Here is a 16,925-nt window from a genome sequence, read left to right as displayed (position 1 = left end):
CCATCACTCCCACTCGATGGTCGCCGGCGGCTTGCTGCTCACGTCGTAGGTCACGCGGTTGATCCCGCGCACCTCGTTGATGATCCGCCCCGACACCTTCTTCAGCAGCGCATAGGGCAGCTCGGCCCAGTCGGCGGTCATGAAGTCGCTGGTCTGCACCGCGCGCAGCGCCACCACGTAGTCGTAGGTGCGGCCATCGCCCATCACGCCGACGCTCTTCACCGGCAGGAACACCGTGAAGGCCTGGCTCGTGAGGTCGTACCAGCTCTTGCCGCTCGCCGGGTCGATGAAGTTGTGCAGTTCCTCGATGAAGATCGCGTCGGCGCGGCGCAGCAGGTCGGCGTATTCCTTCTTGACCTCGCCGAGGATGCGCACGCCCAGGCCCGGGCCCGGGAACGGATGGCGATACACCATGCCGGGCGGCAGGCCCAGTGCCACGCCGAGCTCGCGCACCTCGTCCTTGAACAGGTCGCGCAGCGGCTCCAGCAGCTTCAGGCCCAATTGCTCGGGCAAGCCGCCGACGTTGTGGTGGCTCTTGATCGTCACCGCCTTCTTGCTCTTGGCGCCGCCCGACTCGATCACGTCCGGATAGATGGTGCCCTGCGCCAGCCATTTCGCGCCCTTGGCGCCAGCGCTCGTGAGCTTGGCCGCCTCCTGCTTGAACACCGTGACGAACTCGCCGCCGATGATCTTGCGCTTGGCTTCGGGGTCGCTCACGCCGGCCAGCTTGCCGAGGAACAGCTCGCTGGCATCGACGCGGATCACCTTGGCATGCAACTGGCCGACGAACATGTCCATCACCATGTCGCCCTCGTTCAGCCGCAGCAGGCCGTGGTCGACGAAGACGCAGGTCAGCTGGTCGCCGATGGCGCGATGGATCAGCGCCGCGGCCACCGACGAGTCGACGCCGCCCGAGAGGCCGAGGATCACCTCCTCGTCGCCCACTTGGTGGCGGATCGACTCCACCGCCTCGGCGATGTGGTCGCGCATCACCCAGTCGCGCCGCGCCGCGCAGATGTCGACCACGAAGCGGTCGAGGATCGCCTTGCCCTGCTGCGTGTGCGTGACTTCGGGGTGGAACTGCACCGCATAGAAGTGCCGCGCCTCGTCGGCCATGCCGGCGATCGGGCAGCTCTCGGTCGACGCCATCAGCTTGAAGCCAGGCGGCAATTCGGTGACCTTGTCGCCGTGGCTCATCCAGACGTTGAGCATGCCGTGCCCGTCCTCGGTCGTGAAGTCGGCAATGTCGCGCAGCAGCTCGGTGTGGCCGCGCGCACGCACCGCCGCGAAACCGAACTCGCGCTTGTGGCCGCCCTCGACCTTGCCGCCCAGCTGGTGCGCCATGGTCTGCATGCCGTAGCAGATGCCGAGCACCGGCACGCCGAGCTCGAACACCGCCTGCGGCGCCTTGTCGGTGGTCTCCTCGTACACACTCGCATGGCTGCCCGAGAGGATCACGCCCTTCAGCGTGCCGTCCTTGGCGAACTCGCGCACCCATTCGTCGGTCACGTCGCAGGGATGGACTTCAGAGAACACATGCGCCTCGCGCACGCGGCGCGCGATCAGCTGGGTGACTTGCGAGCCGAAATCGAGGATGAGGATCTTGTCGTGTTGCATGGCGATGACTCAGAGCATTGAAATGTCGAAGAGGCGGACACCCGCTTGCGGCGCCGCCTGGATGAGTTGCGGGTCGAAGGTGGCGAGCGGAAGGTCGAGCGATCGGGCCAGCCAGAGATAGCCCGCATCGTATTGCGAGACACCGGCGTCGATGGCCACGGCGAGCACCGCCTTGTGCTGGGCCGGCGCCAGGTCATGGAGCTCGACGCGGTGCCGGATGGCGTCGAGGACGCTCCACAGCCCTTCGACCGCCGACGACGGGATGCGTCCGCTGCGCACGCCGTTGGCGAGGATGTTGGCGCACTCCCACTGCCAGACATTGGGCGCCTGCGGCTCGACCTCGTCGCGGCGGATCGCGGCGTAGAGCTTGCGGGTGTGTTCGCTGGCCTGGTCGGGCAGCAGCCAGGCCGCGGTGACCGATGCGTCCATGACGAAGGCCGTCATGACTGTCGCCCTTCATCGCGCAGGGCCCGGACCGCGGTGCCAGGCTTGATGGTGGCGTGCAGCGCATCGATCTGCCCCAGTTCGCGGGCGATCTGCTCGTCGGTGATGACCGGCTTGCGCCGCACCGGCAGCATGCGCACGACTTCCTTGCCGTGGCGCGTGATGCGCACTTCCTCGCCCTTCTCGACCAGGTCGATCAGGGCCGAGAAGTTGTTCTTGGCTTCGGAGATACCGAGGGATTGCATCGGGGCCAGAAAAAATAATCTGGCCCGAATTCTAGCGCGATCTGGCCCGATTTTCAGATTCGGGCCAGATTAGCCTCATTCGGCCCGGTAGTTCGGGGCTTCCTTGGTGATCTGCACGTCGTGAACATGGCTCTCGCGAATGCCCGCCGTGGTGATCTCGACGAACTCCGCCTTGTTCTTCATGTCGTCGATCGTCGCGCAGCCGCAGTAGCCCATGCTGGCGCGCAGGCCGCCGGACATCTGGTAGACGATCGAGACCATCGAGCCCTTGTACGGCACGCGGCCCTCGATGCCCTCGGGCACCAGCTTGTCGGCATTCGGATTGCCGGTGCTCGACTCCTGGAAGTAGCGGTCGGCGCTGCCCTGCTGCATCGCGCCGATCGAGCCCATGCCGCGGTAGCTCTTGTAGCTGCGGCCCTGGAACAGCACGATCTCGCCCGGCGCTTCTTCGGTGCCGGCGAACATGCCGCCCATCATCACGGTGCTGGCGCCGGCCGCGATCGCCTTGGCGATGTCGCCCGAATAGCGCACGCCGCCGTCGGCGATCAGCGGCACGCCCGTGCCCTGCAGTGCGGTGGCGACGTTGTCGATCGCCATGATCTGCGGCACGCCCACGCCGGCCACGATGCGGGTGGTGCAGATCGAGCCCGGGCCGATGCCGACCTTGACCGCGTCGGCGCCAGCATCGGCCAGCGCCCGGGCGGCGTCGCCGGTGGCGATGTTGCCGCCGATGACGTCGACCTGCGGATAGTTCTGCTTGACCCAGCGCACGCGCTCGATGACGCCGGCGCTGTGGCCGTGCGCGGTGTCGACCACGATGGCATCGACGCCGGCCCTGACCAGCGCCTCGACGCGCTCCTCGGTGCCCTCGCCCACGCCCACCGCCGCGCCCACGCGCAGGCGGCCGCTGGCGTCGCGCGCCGCGTTCGGGAAGCTGGTCTGCTTGGTGATGTCCTTGACGGTGATCAGGCCCTTGAGCTCCCAGGCCTCGTTGATGACCAGCAGCCGCTCGAGCTTGTGCTTGTTGAGCAGCGCCTTGGCATCGGCCAGCGTGGTGCCGTCGGGCACCGTGATGAGCCGGTCGCGCCGGGTCATGATCTCGCTCACCGGGACGTCGTAGCGGCTCTCGAAACGCAGGTCGCGGCCGGTGACGATGCCGACCACCTTGCCGGCGTCGCAGACCGGGAAACCCGAGATGCCCAATTGGTCGGACAGCGCCATCACCTGCCGCACGGTGTGGGTGGGGGTGATCACGACCGGATCGCGCAGCACGCCCGATTCGTAGCGCTTCACCTTGGCCACCTGCGCCGCCTGCTCGGTCGGCGTGAGGTTCTTGTGGACGATGCCGATGCCGCCTTCCTGTGCGATGGCGATCGCGAGGCGTGCCTCGGTCACGGTGTCCATCGCTGCCGACACGAGCGGCAGGTTGAGCGTGATGTTGCGGGAGAGCCGGGTGGCGAGGGAGGTGTCCTTGGGAAGGACCTGGGAGAACGCTGGCACCAGCAACACGTCGTCGAAGGTGAGCGCTTTGCCGAGAAGGCGCATGGGTGAAGCTCCAAAAGACGGATTGTAACGATGGCTCGGCGTCCGGGCAGGCGAAGGGACATGCCGTTTCCGCCACCCCCGACGCTCCGGGTGCGGCCAAATGCCGCGCAAGCGTTGCAAATACGCCAGCAAGCACGTTGCAAAACGTAAGGCGGCGCTAAACTTGGCGCATGAAGCTCGCGCAGTTGCTCGTCATCGGGTCGATTTTCCTGTTGCCCCTGGGTGCACACGCCCAGTGGCAATGGCTCGACAAGGACAACAAGAAGGTCTTCAGCGACCAGGCGCCACCACCGGACATCCCCGAAAAGAACATCCTGCGCCGGCCCAGCCCGCCGCCCAAGCGGCTGAACTTCAGCGCGCCGTCGGCAGCGGGCGACGCGACCGACACTGCGGCGGCCACGCCGCCAGCCGCCCCTGCGCCCGTCCCGGCTGGCCCGGCCAAGGGCGCCGGTGTCGACAAGGAGCTCGAAGAAAAGGCCCGCAAGGCCGAGGAGGCCGAGAAGGCCAAGCAGGCCGCCGAGGCGCAGAAGCTCGCCCAGGCCAAGGCCGAGAACTGCAGCCGGGCGCGCCAGGGCAAGGCGACCATGGACAGCGGCATCCGGGTCGCCCGCGTGAACGCCCAGGGCGAGCGCATCATCATGGACGACGAGGCGCGCGCCAGCGAGCAGAAGCGCCTCGATTCCGTCATCGCCGCCGACTGCAAGTAGCGGGCACTGCCCGGGGCGGCCGTTTCAGTACCCGGCCTTGCCGCCCTTGCGGCGGTTCGCGAAAAGCCCGGTGCCGCGCACGCCCTGCTGGCGAAAGCGCTCGCGGCGCGCCACTTTGGGGTCGACCGTGAGCGGGCGGCACAGCTCGACCCGGTCCAGGTCGCGCACGGCCTGATCCCATGCCACCGCGCGGCCCCAGATGCCCGGCGACAGCGAGGCCCAGTCGAGACCCGGCAGCGCCTGCGCCAGGCCGCTGGCCATGACGGCATCGCGCACGGTCGCGCCCGGCGCGACATCGAGGACCTGCTCGAAAACCTCGCGCGCTGCCGGCGAACAGGCCACCGTGACCCGCGGCATCACACGTCCCCGTAGACCTGCTCGGCGCGCTTCACGAAGGCCTCCACCAGGTTCGAGGCGACCTTGTCGAACACCGGGCCGACCAGCGCCTGCAGCGCGAAATTGCTGAAGCCGTAGCTCAGGTTGAGCTCGACCCGGCAGGCGCGTTCGCCCTCCTCGCCGACCGGCGTGAAGGTCCAGACGCCGTCGAGGCTGGAGAAGGGGCCGTCGACCAGCTTCAGGTGCACCTCGCGGCCCGGCACGTGGGTGTTGCGGGTCGTGAAGCTCTGGTGAAAACCGCTGAACGCGAGGCCGACCTCGGCCGTCATGCCGAGCTCGCTCTGCTCGATGACCTTGGAGCGGTCGCACCACGGCAGGAACTCGGGATACCTCGCCACGTCGGTGACGAGCGCGTACATCTCCTCGGCGCTGTACCAGATTAGAACGGACTTGTGGACTGTTTTCATAGAATCGGCACAGCGTGCGCGACGGATTGTATTGAAGCCATGCAGCCCTCACCTGAAACACCATGGCCACCAAAAAGAAGCAAGACCCCTCCTCCCGCATCGCCGACAACAAGAAGGCCGCGTACAACTACTTCTTCGAAGAGCGCTTCGAGGCCGGCATGGTGCTCGAAGGCTGGGAGGTCAAGTCGCTGCGCGAAGGCAAGGTGCAGCTGACCGACGGCTACGTCGTGATCCGCGAAGGCGAGCTCTACGTGATCGGCTGCCAGATCAATCCGCTCAAGTCGGCTTCGACCCACATCAATCCCGACTCGGTGCGCACCAAGAAGCTGCTGCTGCACAAGGAGCAGATCCGCCGCCTGATCGGAAAGGTCGAGCAGAAGGGCTACACGCTGGTGCCGCTCAACCTCCACTGGAAGGCCGGCAAGGTCAAGTGCGAGATCGCCCTGGCCAAGGGCAAGGCCGAGCACGACAAGCGCGACACCATCAAAGACCGCGAAGGCAAGCGCGAGGTCGAGCGCGCCATGAAGAGCCGCAGCCGTTGACGAAGAAGTTTTTTTCGCGGCCGGTGGAATAAACGGCGGCCCGGCGGCGTTCGTGCATCAGGTACACCCGACATGGATCCACGCGCCCTCGTCCCCCACATCCCGAGCCTGCGGCGCTACGCCCGCGCGCTGACCGGCGACGCCTGGGCGGCCGACGACCTGGTGCAGGACACGCTGGAGCGCGCCTGCAGCAAATGGCGGCTCTGGAGCCTGGGGACCGACCTGCGGGCCTGGCTGTTCACGGTCATGCACAACCAGTTCGCCAGCCAGATGCGGCGGGCGCCGCCGCGCGCCATGGTCGACATCGACGAGGCCGCGCATGAACTGCGCGCGGCAGACGGGCAACGCGACCAGGCGATCGACCTGCAGCGCTGCCTGCTGCTGCTGCCCGAAGACCAGCGCGCGGTGCTGCTCCTGGTCGCGCTCGAGGACCTGTCCTACGCCCAGGTGGCGAAGGTCCTCGGCATCCCGGCCGGAACAGTGATGTCGCGGCTGTCGCGGGCGCGCACCCGCCTGCAGGCCCTGATGGACGAGGCGCCGCCGGTTGCCGGCCGCACGGCCCTGCGCCGCCTCAAGTAACCGGCTGCTCGCCATGAATACCCCGCCTCCACCCCTCGACGACGATCCGAACGCCTGGCTGGCCCAGCGCGACGCCCTGCGCCACCTGCATCGCGAGGTGCTCGACGAGCCCGTGCCCGCGAACCTGCTGGCGGCAGCGGGCGCCGGGGGCGGGCCGCGACGCGCCGACGCCCCATGGCTGCGCTGGGGAGGCATGGCGGCTGCCGTGCTGATCGCCTTCGGCGCCGGCTGGATCGCCAATTCGCAGTGGCTGCGCGCCACCGGCAACAGCGCTCGGCTGGCCCGTGCCGTGCCGGCCGCGCAGGAGTTCGTGCACGCGGCAACGGTCGCGCATGCGGTCTACACGCCCGAGAAGCGGCATCCGGTGGAGGTCGCCGCGGCCGAGCAGCAGCACCTGCTCCAGTGGCTCTCCCGGCGGCTCGACCGGCCCTTGAGACTGCCCGATCTGTCGGCCCAGGGCTACACGCTCGTCGGCGGCCGCCTGCTGCCGGGCAGCCAGGGGCCCAGGGCACAGTTCATGTTCGAAGGTGCCGGCGGCGAACGCGTGACGCTGTACCTCGGCAGCCTCGACGGCGCTGCGGCGTCGGGGTCGGACGAAACCGCCTTCCGCTTCGCCACCGAGGGCCCGGTGCCGAGCTTCTACTGGGTCGATCGCGGCTTCGGCTACGCTCTGGCGGGCGCGCTTCCGCGCGATGCCTTGCTGGCCCTGGCGACCGCCGTGTACCGTCAACTCGAAAGTACCGGCGGCTAGACTGTCCGGGCTGCATTCCGATTTTTTTAACCGAAGGAGAAAACTTCATGAAACTGCTCAGCGCCTCGATTCTTGCCGCTGCCCTGCTCGCCGGTTGCGGCAGCATGTCCAGCAAGGCGCCGGACACTCCGACCCGCACCGCCGACGGCGTGCTGATCGGCCCCACCGGCATGACGCTCTACACCTTCGACCGCGACGTCGTCGGCAGCGGCAAGTCCGCCTGCAACGGCCCCTGCATCACCGCCTGGCCGGCACTCAAGGTGGCCGACACGGCCAAGCCGATGGGTGCCTACACCATCATCACGCGCGAGGACGGCACCAAGCAATGGGCCTACAAGGGCGCGCCGCTGTACTACTGGTCGAAGGACACCAAGACCGGCGACAAGACCGGCGACGGCTTCAACGGCGTCTGGAAGGTGGCCCGGCCCTGAGGCCGAAGACGCGCCTGAACGGCGTGTCGATGAAGAATGCCGGCGCTGGACGCCGGCATTTTTTTGCGCGTCATCGCGCCGCAGTCAGCGCCTGGCGCGAGGCGTCCCGCCGCTCCCTCAGACCCAGCAGTTCGTTGAAGACCAGGGCGCCGATGACCAGCGCGCCGCCCGTCAGCACGCTCGGCTCGGGCTCCTCGCCGGCGCCGATCCAGGCCAGCGCGATGCCGAAGATCACTTCTAGCAGCGCCAGCAGCGCCACTTCGGGCGCCTTCAGCACGCGCGCGCACAACACCGAGAGAACGCAGGGAATCGCCAGCTGGAACAGGCCCAGGAAGGCCAGCAGTCCGAGGTCGTGCGCATTGGCCTGGAACGGCCAGGCCAGCGGCAGCGTGACCAGCGTCGAGATCGCGGCCCCGATCAGCACGGCCGGCACCAGGTCGATGTCGTGCCCCTTGGCATGCGCATGCTGGACCACGGTCCAGTTGCAGGCGCCGGCCAGCGGCACGCAGAGCGCCACCAGGGTGCCGAGCAGTTGACCTTCGCCGAGCTGGGTGCCGTACATCCAGCCGATGCCGAGGCCCGCCACCACGATCGCCGCCCAGGTCCGCGCCGGCAGCTTGTGGCCGATGAAGATCCGGGCGCCGAGCGCCGTCAGCAATGGACCGAGCGCCATCGTGACCAGCACGTTGGCGACGCTGGTCAGGGTGAGCGCGACCATGAAGGCCGTGAACATCACGCTCCAGCAAACGCCGGAGATCCACAGTTCGCGCCCGCCCTGGCGAAGCTTCGCGAACACCGCGCGGCCCTGCCAGAGCGGCAGGATCACGACCAGCGAAACCAGCGTGAAGAAGCTGCGCCAGAACGTCACCTCGAAGCTGCGCGCGTGCTCCAGATGCCGCGTGACGACTCCGGCCGTGGCCCACATCAAGGTGACGCAGACCATCAGCCAGACGGCACGCCCGTGGGTCAGACCACGTCCGCTCATGGCCTTGTGGCGCTTACTCGCGCGAAGCGCGCTTGCGCTCGTGTTCCTTCAGGTAGCGCTTGCGCAGGCGCACGCTCTTGGGCGTGATCTCGACCAGTTCGTCGTCCTCGATGAACTCGACGCCGTATTCGAGCGTGAGCTCGATCGGGGGCGTGATCTTGATCGCGTCTTCCTTGCCCGAGACACGGAAGTTGGTCAGCTGCTTGGTGCGCGTGGCGTTGACCACCAGGTCGTTGTCGCGGCTGTGGATGCCGACGATCATGCCTTCGTACACCGGATCGTTGGCACGCACGAACATGCGGCCGCGGTCGTCCAGCTTGCCCAGCGCGTAGGTGAAGATCTCGCCGTCGTCCATCGAGATCAGCACGCCGTTCTTGCGGCTGCCGATCTCGCCCTTGAAGGGTTCGTAGCGGTCGAAGATGTTCGAGATCAGGCCCGAGCCGCGCGTCAGGTTCAGGAATTCGTTGGTGAAGCCGATCAGGCCGCGCGCCGGAATCCGGTACTCGAGGCGCACGCGGCCGCGGCCGTCCGGTTCCATGTTGACGAGTTCGCCCTTGCGCTCGCCCAGCGCCTGCATCACGCCGCCCTGGTGCTGGTCCTCGATGTCGGCCGTGACGAGCTCGATCGGCTCGTGCTTCTCGCCGTTGATCTCGCGGAACACCACGCGCGGCTTGGACACGGCCATTTCGAAGCCCTCGCGGCGCATGTTCTCCAGCAGGATGGTCAGGTGCAGTTCACCGCGGCCCATCACTTCGAAGATGCCTTCCTCGTCGGTCTCGCTCACGCGCAACGCCACGTTGTGCTGCAGTTCCTTTTGCAGGCGGTCCCAGATCTGGCGGCTGGTGACGTACTTGCCTTCGCGGCCGGCCAGCGGACTGGTGTTGACGCAGAAGTTCATGGTCAGGGTCGGCTCGTCGACCTTGAGCATCGGCAGCGGCGCCGGGTTCGTCGGGTCGGTCACGGTGACGCCGATGCCGATGTCGGAGATGCCGTTGATCAGCACGATCTCGCCCGGGCCGGCCTCGGTGGCCTGCACGCGCTCCAGGCCCTGGAAGGTCAGCACCTGGTTGACGCGGCCCTTGACGGTCTTGCCGTCCGGGCCTTCCATGACGACCACGTCCATCATGGGCTTGATGGTGCCCTGGCTGATGCGGCCCACGCCGATGCGGCCGACGAAGGTCGAGAAGTCGAGCGCCGAGATCTGCAGCTGCAGCGGCGCCTTCGGGTCGCCCTTCTGGGCCGGCACGTGCTTCAGGATGGTGTTGAACAGGGCCGACATGTCGGGGCCCCACTGCTCGCCCTGGCCGCCTTCTTCGAGCGACGACCAGCCGTTGATGCCCGAGGCATAGACCACCGGGAAGTCGAGCTGCTCGTCGGTTGCGCCGAGCTTGTCGAACAGGTCGAAGGCTGCGTTCACCACGTAGTCGGGACGCGCGCCCGGCTTGTCGACCTTGTTCACCACCAGGATCGGCTTCAGGCCCAGGGCCAGCGCCTTCTTGGTCACGAAGCGGGTCTGGGGCATCGGGCCTTCCTGGGCGTCGATCAGCAGCACCACACCGTCCACCATGCTCAGCGCACGCTCGACCTCGCCGCCGAAGTCCGCGTGGCCGGGGGTGTCGACGATGTTGATGTGCGTGCCTTCCCAGGTCACGGCGCAGTTCTTGGCCAGGATCGTGATGCCGCGCTCTTTTTCGATCGCGTTGTTGTCCATCACGGTGTCTACCACCTTCTCGTGCTCGGCGAAGGTGCCGGACTGGCGCAGCAGCTGGTCGACCATGGTGGTCTTGCCATGGTCCACGTGGGCGATGATGGCGATGTTGCGAATCTGTTGGGTCATGGTGTCGCTTCGGTCAAAAGTAATGTCTGCTGGATTTCGATGGGGCTCAGCAGCCGCCCCGGTATCAGTTCGCCGGCCTTCACGTGGGCCGTGCCAAGGAAGGCTTCGGGCTCGTTGCCGAACACCGCCACGGCGGGCGCGTCGGGCCAGGGGCCGCGCCGGCGCAGGCCGGAAAGGAAGCGCCCGGCATCTTCGGCGCCGAGCGTGACGCGCGTGTGATCGGCCACCAAGGCTTCGGTCGGCAGCAGGCAGGCCAGCCGCTCGTCCTCGGACATGGCTTCGAGGGCCTCGAGCGTGATGCACTGCGAGACATCGAAACCGCCGGTGGCGGTGCGGCGCAGCGAAGTGAGGTGGGCGCCGCAGCCGAGGGCCTCGCCGATGTCCTCGCCGAGCGTCCGGATGTAGGTGCCCTTGCTGACGGACGCCTCGATGCGGATGTCGATGTCCGAGAGCGCCGCCAGCGCGAGCTTGTAGATCACGACGTCGCGCGGCGCGCGCTCGACCTCGATGCCCTCGCGGGCGTATTCGTAGAGCGCCTTGCCGTCCTTCTTGAGCGCGCTGTGCATCGGCGGCACCTGGCGGATCGGGCCGGTGAACTGCGACTGCACGCGCGCCAGGTCGTCGGCGGCGACGGCCACCGGCCGTTCGGCGATCACATCGCCCTCGGCATCGCCGGTGGCGGTCTTCACGCCCAGGCGGGCGCGCGCCTCATAGGTCTTGTCGGCGTCGAGGTGGAGCTGGCTGAACTTGGTGGCCGAGCCGAAGCACAACGGCAGCACGCCGGTCGCGAGCGGATCGAGCGTGCCGGTGTGGCCGGCTTTTTCGGCGCGCAGCAACCACTTGGCCTTCTGCAAGGCCTGGTTGCTGGAGAGACCCAGCGGTTTGTCGAGCAGCAACACCCCATGCACAGGGCGCCGCTGCACCCTTGTGCGTGGCGCGTTCATCTTCAGTCGTCTTTCGAGCGAGAAGCGACGGCCTGCGCGATCAGCGCATTCATGTCGGCCGCACGCTCGGTGGTGCGGTCGAACTGGAAATGCAGGGTCGGCACGGTGTGGATGTGCAGGCGCTTGAACAGGCCGTTGCGCAGGAAGCCCGCGGCCTGGTTCAAGGCTTCGGTGGTCTCGACCGGATCGCCCACGAGCAGGCTGAAGAAGACCTTCGCATGCGCGTAGTCGGGCGTGACCTCGACCGCCTGGATCGTGACCATGCCCACCCGCGGGTCCTTGAGTTCGCGCGCGATCAATTCCGTCAGATCGCGCTGGATCTGGTCGGCGACCTTGAAGGCGCGGTTCGGGGCTGCGGCTTTGCGTTTGGGCATGGCGGGGGTCGCTTCGGTCGCTTACAGCGTCCGGGCGATTTCCTTGATCTCGAAGAACTCCAGCTGATCACCTTCTTTGATGTCGTTGTAGTTCTTGAGCTTGATACCGCACTCGAAGCCTTCGCGGACTTCGCGGACGTCGTCCTTGAGGCGCTTGATCGAGTCGACTTCGCCGGTATAGATCACCACGTTGTCGCGCAGCAGGCGGAAATGCGCGCTGCGGTTGACCGAGCCGGCGGTGACCATACAACCCGCGACCGTACCGATCTTGGAGGCCACGAACACGGTGCGGATCTCGGCCGAGCCGATGATCTCTTCGCGCCGCTCGGGAGCCAGCATGCCGGACATGGCGACCTTGATGTCGTCCACAGCGTCGTAGATGATGCTGTAGTAGTGCAGCTGGACGCCGTTGCTTTCGGCCAGCTTGCGCGCACCGGCATCGGCCCGCACGTTGAAGCCGATCACGATGGCCTTCGAGGCGATCGCCAGGTTGATGTCGCTTTCGCTGATGCCGCCGACCCCGGCGTACACCATCTGCACCTTGACTTCCTCGGTCGCCAGCTTGAGCAGCGACTGCGCCAGTGCTTCCTGCGAGCCCTGGACGTCGGCCTTGATGATGATCCGCAGCGTCTGGACTTCGCCGGCCGAGAGGTCGGTGAACATGTTCTGCAGGTTCGCCGCCTGGGCCTTCGCCAACTTGGTGTTGCGGAACTTGCCGGCACGGTAGGTGGCGATCTCGCGCGCCCGGCGCTCGTCGGCCATCACCATGAACTCGTCGCCCGCTTGCGGCACTTCGGTCAGGCCCTGGATCTCGACCGGGATCGACGGACCCGCGGACTTGATGGTCTTGCCGTCCTCGTCGATCATGGCGCGCACGCGGCCATAGGTCGAGCCGGCCAGCACCACGTCGCCGGTCTTGAGCGTGCCGGACTGCACCAGCACCGTCGCCACCGGGCCGCGGCCCTTGTCGAGCTGGGCTTCGATGACCAGGCCCTTGGCGGCGGCATCGACCGGCGCCTTGAGTTCCAGCACTTCGGCCTGCAGCAGCACTTGTTCGAGCAGGTCGTCGACGCCCTGCCCCGTCTTGGCCGAGACCGGCACGAACGGCACGTCGCCGCCGTACTCTTCGGGCACGACTTCTTCCGCCACCAGTTCCTGCTTGACGCGGTCGAGGTTGGCATCGGGCTTGTCGATCTTGTTGATCGCGACCACGATCGGCACACCCGCCGCCTTCGCGTGCTTGATGGCTTCCTTGGTCTGCGGCATGACGCCGTCATCGGCCGCCACCACCAGGATCACGATGTCGGTGGCCTGCGCACCGCGGGCCCGCATGGCGGTGAACGCCTCGTGGCCCGGGGTGTCCAGGAAGGACACCATGCCGCGAGCGGTCTGGACGTGGTACGCCCCGATGTGCTGCGTGATGCCGCCGGCTTCGCCCGCGGCGACCTTGGCGCGGCGGATGTAGTCCAGCAGCGAGGTCTTGCCGTGGTCGACGTGGCCCATGACGGTCACGACCGGTGCGCGCGGCAGCGCTTCGGCCTGCGTCGCCGAGACGTCGTCGTCGGTGAAGGCTTCCGGATCGTCCAGCGCGGCGACCACGGCCGTGTGGCCCATGTCTTCCACGATGATCATCGCGGTGTCCTGGTCGAGCGACTGGTTGATGGTCGCCATCTGGCCGAGCTTCATCAGTTGCTTGATGACTTCCGACGCCTTGACAGCCATCTTGTGCGCGAGCTCCGCCACCGTGATGGTCTCGGGCACGTGCACTTCGAGCACGCGCGCCTCGACCGGTGCCGCCGGCATGCGCTCCTCGTGGCCGCCACGGTCGTTGCCACGGCGCCCACGCGGGCCTCCGCGCCAGTTGCCGCGGCCGACACCCCCGCTGGCATCGCCGCGGGTCTTGATTTCCTTCTTCTTGGCCGTGTCGCCAGCCCAGCTCGACGAGAGCTTGGCCGACTTGACTTCCTTGCCGGCGCCGGGAGCGGCCGCGGCGCCTGGCGCAGCGGGCGCACCGGGGCGCGCCGGCGGTGCGGTCGGCTTGTGCAGCGTGCCCTTGACCGCCGCCTTTTCGGGCGCCGGCTTCTCGGGCGCCTTGTGCGGCACCAGCACGCGGGCCGGCGCGTTCATCATGGCGCGGATGGCTTCGGCTTCGGCCAGCGCCTTGCGGCGGCGCTCGTCGAGGTCCTTGGCGCGGGCGGCTTCCTCGTCGGCGCGGGCCTTCGATTCGGCGGCGGCCTTGGCCTTGGCATCGTCCTTGGCTTGCGCCGCGGCGGCTTCGGCGGCGACCTTGCGGTCGGTCACGGCCGGGGCTTCCTCGGGCGCTTCGGGCGCGCCTTCGGTCACCGGGGTCGCGGCTTCGGCGGCCTTCTTGCGGGCGGCCTTGGCCTCCTTCTCGGCCTGCTCGGCCTGCTCGGCGCGCTCAGCCTTCTCGCGTTCGCGGGCTTCGGCTTCTTCGCGCAGGCGGCGCTTCTCGACCAGTTCTTCTTCCTGGCGGCGGATCAGCTCGGCCTGGCGGCGTGCGTCCTCCTCGCGGCGGGCGAGTTCGGCCTCGTCGATCCGGGGCGCTGCGGGCGCGGCGGCGGCAACCGGTGCCTCGGCCTCGGCGGCGGCGGTCGCCTCGGACACGGCGGGATGGCCTTCATCACGCTGGATGAAGGTGCGCTTCTTGCGCACCTCGACCTGGATGGTGCGGGCGCGGCCGGTGGCGTCGGCCTGCTTGATCTCGCTGGTCGACTTCTTCGTCAGCGTGATCTTCTTGCGCTCGGGCTCGACCGTGCCGTGGCTGGCTTTGAGGAAGCCGAGCAGGCGCTGCTTGTCGGCCTCGCTCAGCGCATCGGTGACGGCCTGCTTGGGCACGCCTGCGCTCTTGAGCTGGTCAAGCAAGGTTTCGGGAGTCTTCTTGAGTTCGTTCGCGAACTCGGCGACAGTGGTACTGGACATATTGGTTTCGTGCCTCCATGACCGTCACTCTTGGCCGGCGAACCAATGTTCGCGGGCTTTCAAGATCAGGTTCTTGGCCTCATCGGCGCTCTGGCCGGTGATTTCGGTGAGTTCATCGACCGCGAGGTCGGCCAGGTCGTCACGGGTATGCACACCCGCCTCGGCCAATTTGGGAATCAGGGCCGGGTCGAGGCCGGCGAGGTCGCGCAGATCCTGCGAAACGCTCTCGACGTCCTCTTCACGGGCGATCTCCGCCGTCAACAACGCATCCTTGGCGCGCGAACGCAACTCGTTGATGGTGTCTTCGTCGAAGCTCTCGATCTCGAGCAGCTCGGAGATCGGCACGTAGGCCACTTCCTCGAGGCTGGTGAAACCCTCGGAGATCAGGATATCGGCGATTTCCTCGTCGACGTCGAGCTTCTCCATGAACAGCTTGCGGCTGGCGTCGGTTTCGGTCGCCTGCTTCTGGGCCGACTCGTTGGCGTCCATGATATTGATCTTCCAGCCGGTCAGGTCGGAGGCGAGCCTCACGTTCTGGCCGCCACGGCCGATCGCGATCGCGAGGTTTTCCTCGTCGACCACCACGTCCATTGCATGCTTTTCTTCGTCGACCACGATCGACGACACATTGGCCGGCGCCAGGGCGCCGATCACGAACTGGGCCGGGTCCTCGCTCCACAGCACGATGTCGACGCGCTCGCCGGCGAGTTCGTTGGTGACCGCGTTGACCCGGGTGCCGCGCACGCCGACGCAGGTGCCGATCGGATCGACCCGCTTGTCGTGCGACAGCACCGCGATCTTGGCGCGCGAACCGGGGTCGCGGGCGCAGCTCTTGATTTCGAGCAGGCCCTGCTCGATCTCGGGCACTTCCTGGCGGAACAGCTCGATCATGAACTCCGGGGCCGAGCGCGAGAGGATGATCGGCGCCCCGCGCAGCGTGAGGTCGACCTCCATGATCATGGCCCGCACGCGGTCGCCGTTGCGCAGGTTTTCCTTGGCGATCATCTCGCTGCGGCGCAGGCGGCCTTCGACCCGGCCCGCTTCCACGATGATGTCGCCCTTGTCCAGGCGCTTGACGGTGCCGGTGAAGATCTTCTCGCCACGCGACATGAAGTCGTTGAGCAGCATCTCGCGCTCGGCGTCGCGGATCTTCTGCAGGATCACCTGCTTGGCGGCCATGGCGCCGATGCGGCCGATCGGCACCGAGTCCACCGCTTCCTCGATGTACTCGTCGACCTCGATGTCGGGCATTTCTTCCTTGGCCTCGAACAGCAGGATTTCCTGGTCGGGCAGCTGCAGGCCGGCTTCGTCCGGAACGACATGCCAGCGGCGGAAGGTCTCGTAGTCGCCGCTGTCGCGGTCGACGGCGACGCGAATGTCCACGTCGCCCTGATAGAGCTTCTTGGTGGCTTGCGCCAGGGCGGATTCGACTGCGCCGAAGACGACGTCGCGTTCGACGTTCTTCTCGCGCGAGATCGCATCCACCAACATCAACATTTCGCGATTCATGCCACCACTCTCCTCATTCAGTCCGACACCGCGGTGCCGGGTTTTGGCCTGCGCCCATTGAAATCCACTATCGGGGCCAGCCGCGCCTCGCGCAGCTCGTCCAATGCAAAACCGAGTGCCTGCAGGGGGGCAGGCACGCGCTTCTTGCTGATCTTCTGGCCGGGCTTCGCGGCCGGCTCCTCGCTCCAGACGATCTGCCATCCGGGCTTACCGTCTGCGTCTGCGACACGCTCCAGCGTGCCGCGAAATTTCTTGCGGTTGGCGGACACCTGGCCCGCCGCGGCCGCGCCCATCGGGGCCTTCAGCGTGATGTCGATCACCTCGCCGGCAAAACGCTCGAAATCCTGTTGGTTGCGCAACGGCCGATCGATGCCCGGCGATGACACCTCGAGCCGCTTGTACTCGGCGCCGTCGACCTCCAGCGCGAACTGCAGCTGGCGCGTGACCTTTTCGCAATCCTCGACCGTGATGAAGGGCTCGGGCGCCCCGGCGGCGGCAGCTTCTGAGTTGGGGCCGGTCCAGGGCAAATCAATCGTGACGCGCAGCAGTCCTCCGGCCGAGCGTTCAATCTCGACCAGGTCGTAGCCGAGGCCGGCCACGGTTTGTTCCACTGTCTGCTGCAATGCCACGTGTCTTTGTTCGCCTTTGAGTTCACACGATGCCGCCGGGTTT

Annotated in this window: 18 protein-coding genes; 5 read left to right on the top strand and 13 right to left on the bottom strand. The window is 67.3% G+C overall.

The features are described from left to right. Positions 1-3: 3 nt before the first annotated feature. The 4 genes from guaA to guaB all read right to left on the bottom strand — a co-directional run bounded on the left by guaA (position 4) and on the right by guaB (position 3,851). Positions 4-1,617, bottom strand: coding sequence for a glutamine-hydrolyzing GMP synthase (gene guaA / locus QZH52_RS21735; RefSeq protein ID WP_301812668.1), 1,614 nt, complete (start codon positions 1,615-1,617; stop codon positions 4-6). A gap of 9 nt (positions 1,618-1,626) precedes the next feature. After that, positions 1,627-2,061 carry a type II toxin-antitoxin system VapC family toxin gene (locus QZH52_RS21730; RefSeq protein ID WP_301812667.1) on the bottom strand — a complete coding sequence of 145 codons (435 nt, stop codon included), beginning with the start codon at positions 2,059-2,061 and terminating at the stop codon, positions 1,627-1,629. Next, entirely contained in the window at positions 2,058-2,306 is a 249-nt protein-coding gene (locus QZH52_RS21725; protein ID WP_286531838.1) for a type II toxin-antitoxin system Phd/YefM family antitoxin, read from the bottom strand. Before QZH52_RS21725 ends, QZH52_RS21730 begins: the two co-directional genes overlap by 4 nt. A gap of 75 nt (positions 2,307-2,381) precedes the next feature. Next, positions 2,382-3,851: an IMP dehydrogenase gene (gene guaB / locus QZH52_RS21720; RefSeq protein ID WP_301812666.1), complete on the bottom strand. Its 1,470-nt coding sequence runs from the start codon at positions 3,849-3,851 to the stop codon at positions 2,382-2,384. Between the two features lie 170 nt (positions 3,852-4,021). Between guaB and QZH52_RS21715 the strand changes: the two genes are divergently transcribed. Next, a complete protein-coding gene (locus tag QZH52_RS21715; protein ID WP_301812665.1) occupies positions 4,022-4,558 on the top strand; it encodes a DUF4124 domain-containing protein in 537 nt (178 codons plus the stop codon). A 24-nt stretch (positions 4,559-4,582) separates the two neighbouring features. Here the strand turns inward: QZH52_RS21715 and QZH52_RS21710 are convergent, their stop codons facing one another. Beyond that, the gene (locus tag QZH52_RS21710; protein WP_301812664.1) at positions 4,583-4,915 is read right to left on the bottom strand and encodes an RnfH family protein; all 333 of its coding nucleotides are present in this window, start codon (positions 4,913-4,915) and stop codon (positions 4,583-4,585) included. After that, positions 4,915-5,361, bottom strand: coding sequence for a type II toxin-antitoxin system RatA family toxin (locus tag QZH52_RS21705; RefSeq protein ID WP_301812663.1), 447 nt, complete (start codon positions 5,359-5,361; stop codon positions 4,915-4,917). The genes QZH52_RS21710 and QZH52_RS21705 overlap by 1 nt, the downstream gene beginning before the upstream one ends. 62 nt (positions 5,362-5,423) lie before the next feature. On the opposite strand from QZH52_RS21705, the gene smpB reads away from it, so the two are divergent. The 4 genes from smpB (at position 5,424) to QZH52_RS21685 (ending at position 7,664) form a co-directional block, all read left to right on the top strand. Then, a complete protein-coding gene (smpB, locus tag QZH52_RS21700; RefSeq protein ID WP_286504454.1) occupies positions 5,424-5,903 on the top strand; it encodes an SsrA-binding protein SmpB in 480 nt (159 codons plus the stop codon). A 72-nt stretch (positions 5,904-5,975) separates the two neighbouring features. Further along, positions 5,976-6,482, top strand: a complete 507-nt coding sequence (locus QZH52_RS21695) for an RNA polymerase sigma factor (protein WP_301812662.1) — start codon at positions 5,976-5,978, stop codon at positions 6,480-6,482. Between the two features lie 13 nt (positions 6,483-6,495). Beyond that, positions 6,496-7,233, top strand: coding sequence for an anti-sigma factor family protein (locus QZH52_RS21690; protein ID WP_301812661.1), 738 nt, complete (start codon positions 6,496-6,498; stop codon positions 7,231-7,233). A gap of 47 nt (positions 7,234-7,280) precedes the next feature. After that, positions 7,281-7,664 carry a COG4315 family predicted lipoprotein gene (locus QZH52_RS21685; protein WP_286531832.1) on the top strand — a complete coding sequence of 128 codons (384 nt, stop codon included), beginning with the start codon at positions 7,281-7,283 and terminating at the stop codon, positions 7,662-7,664. A gap of 70 nt (positions 7,665-7,734) precedes the next feature. Here QZH52_RS21685 and QZH52_RS21680 read toward each other — a convergent pair whose 3' ends face one another. From QZH52_RS21680 to rimP, 7 genes are read right to left on the bottom strand one after another with little or no spacing between them, the layout of a single operon-like run. After that, positions 7,735-8,649 carry a DMT family transporter gene (locus tag QZH52_RS21680; RefSeq protein ID WP_301812660.1) on the bottom strand — a complete coding sequence of 305 codons (915 nt, stop codon included), beginning with the start codon at positions 8,647-8,649 and terminating at the stop codon, positions 7,735-7,737. Between the two features lie 13 nt (positions 8,650-8,662). After that, positions 8,663-10,486 (bottom strand): translational GTPase TypA, encoded by a 1,824-nt coding sequence (gene typA / locus QZH52_RS21675; RefSeq protein WP_286531830.1) that lies wholly within the window; start codon positions 10,484-10,486, stop codon positions 8,663-8,665. Continuing rightward, positions 10,483-11,430, bottom strand: a complete 948-nt coding sequence (gene truB, locus QZH52_RS21670; RefSeq protein WP_301812659.1) for a tRNA pseudouridine(55) synthase TruB — start codon at positions 11,428-11,430, stop codon at positions 10,483-10,485. The genes typA and truB overlap by 4 nt, the downstream gene beginning before the upstream one ends. 2 nt (positions 11,431-11,432) lie before the next feature. Then, on the bottom strand, positions 11,433-11,804 hold the full coding sequence (gene rbfA / locus QZH52_RS21665; RefSeq protein ID WP_093107543.1) for a 30S ribosome-binding factor RbfA: 372 nt from the start codon (positions 11,802-11,804) through the stop codon (positions 11,433-11,435). A 21-nt stretch (positions 11,805-11,825) separates the two neighbouring features. Further along, positions 11,826-14,744, bottom strand: coding sequence for a translation initiation factor IF-2 (gene infB / locus QZH52_RS21660; RefSeq protein WP_301812658.1), 2,919 nt, complete (start codon positions 14,742-14,744; stop codon positions 11,826-11,828). A 24-nt stretch (positions 14,745-14,768) separates the two neighbouring features. Next, the gene (gene nusA, locus QZH52_RS21655; RefSeq protein WP_286529049.1) at positions 14,769-16,253 is read right to left on the bottom strand and encodes a transcription termination factor NusA; all 1,485 of its coding nucleotides are present in this window, start codon (positions 16,251-16,253) and stop codon (positions 14,769-14,771) included. A 17-nt stretch (positions 16,254-16,270) separates the two neighbouring features. After that, a complete protein-coding gene (rimP, locus tag QZH52_RS21650) occupies positions 16,271-16,882 on the bottom strand; it encodes a ribosome maturation factor RimP (RefSeq protein WP_301812657.1) in 612 nt (203 codons plus the stop codon). Positions 16,883-16,925 lie beyond the last annotated feature (43 nt).

Source organism: Variovorax ginsengisoli, from assembly GCF_030486595.1.
GTDB classification, from domain to species: Bacteria; Pseudomonadota; Gammaproteobacteria; order Burkholderiales; family Burkholderiaceae_C; genus Variovorax; species Variovorax ginsengisoli_B.
Note: the sequence above shows the minus strand (reverse complement) of the source record. Positions and strands in the feature narration are given on the sequence as shown.

What these genes read in the sequence shown, in the direction of transcription:
- guaA (WP_301812668.1), bottom strand. Translation starts at nt 1,617, where the DNA reads ATGCAACACGACAAGATCCTCATCCTCGATTTCGGCTCGCAAGTCACC.
- QZH52_RS21730 (WP_301812667.1), bottom strand. Translation starts at nt 2,061, where the DNA reads ATGACGGCCTTCGTCATGGACGCATCGGTCACCGCGGCCTGGCTGCTG.
- QZH52_RS21725 (WP_286531838.1), bottom strand. Translation starts at nt 2,306, where the DNA reads ATGCAATCCCTCGGTATCTCCGAAGCCAAGAACAACTTCTCGGCCCTG.
- guaB (WP_301812666.1), bottom strand. Translation starts at nt 3,851, where the DNA reads ATGCGCCTTCTCGGCAAAGCGCTCACCTTCGACGACGTGTTGCTGGTG.
- QZH52_RS21715 (WP_301812665.1), top strand. Translation starts at nt 4,022, where the DNA reads ATGAAGCTCGCGCAGTTGCTCGTCATCGGGTCGATTTTCCTGTTGCCC.
- QZH52_RS21710 (WP_301812664.1), bottom strand. Translation starts at nt 4,915, where the DNA reads ATGCCGCGGGTCACGGTGGCCTGTTCGCCGGCAGCGCGCGAGGTTTTC.
- QZH52_RS21705 (WP_301812663.1), bottom strand. Translation starts at nt 5,361, where the DNA reads ATGAAAACAGTCCACAAGTCCGTTCTAATCTGGTACAGCGCCGAGGAG.
- smpB (WP_286504454.1), top strand. Translation starts at nt 5,424, where the DNA reads ATGGCCACCAAAAAGAAGCAAGACCCCTCCTCCCGCATCGCCGACAAC.
- QZH52_RS21695 (WP_301812662.1), top strand. Translation starts at nt 5,976, where the DNA reads ATGGATCCACGCGCCCTCGTCCCCCACATCCCGAGCCTGCGGCGCTAC.
- QZH52_RS21690 (WP_301812661.1), top strand. Translation starts at nt 6,496, where the DNA reads ATGAATACCCCGCCTCCACCCCTCGACGACGATCCGAACGCCTGGCTG.
- QZH52_RS21685 (WP_286531832.1), top strand. Translation starts at nt 7,281, where the DNA reads ATGAAACTGCTCAGCGCCTCGATTCTTGCCGCTGCCCTGCTCGCCGGT.
- QZH52_RS21680 (WP_301812660.1), bottom strand. Translation starts at nt 8,649, where the DNA reads ATGAGCGGACGTGGTCTGACCCACGGGCGTGCCGTCTGGCTGATGGTC.
- typA (WP_286531830.1), bottom strand. Translation starts at nt 10,486, where the DNA reads ATGACCCAACAGATTCGCAACATCGCCATCATCGCCCACGTGGACCAT.
- truB (WP_301812659.1), bottom strand. Translation starts at nt 11,430, where the DNA reads ATGAACGCGCCACGCACAAGGGTGCAGCGGCGCCCTGTGCATGGGGTG.
- rbfA (WP_093107543.1), bottom strand. Translation starts at nt 11,804, where the DNA reads ATGCCCAAACGCAAAGCCGCAGCCCCGAACCGCGCCTTCAAGGTCGCC.
- infB (WP_301812658.1), bottom strand. Translation starts at nt 14,744, where the DNA reads ATGTCCAGTACCACTGTCGCCGAGTTCGCGAACGAACTCAAGAAGACT.
- nusA (WP_286529049.1), bottom strand. Translation starts at nt 16,253, where the DNA reads ATGAATCGCGAAATGTTGATGTTGGTGGATGCGATCTCGCGCGAGAAG.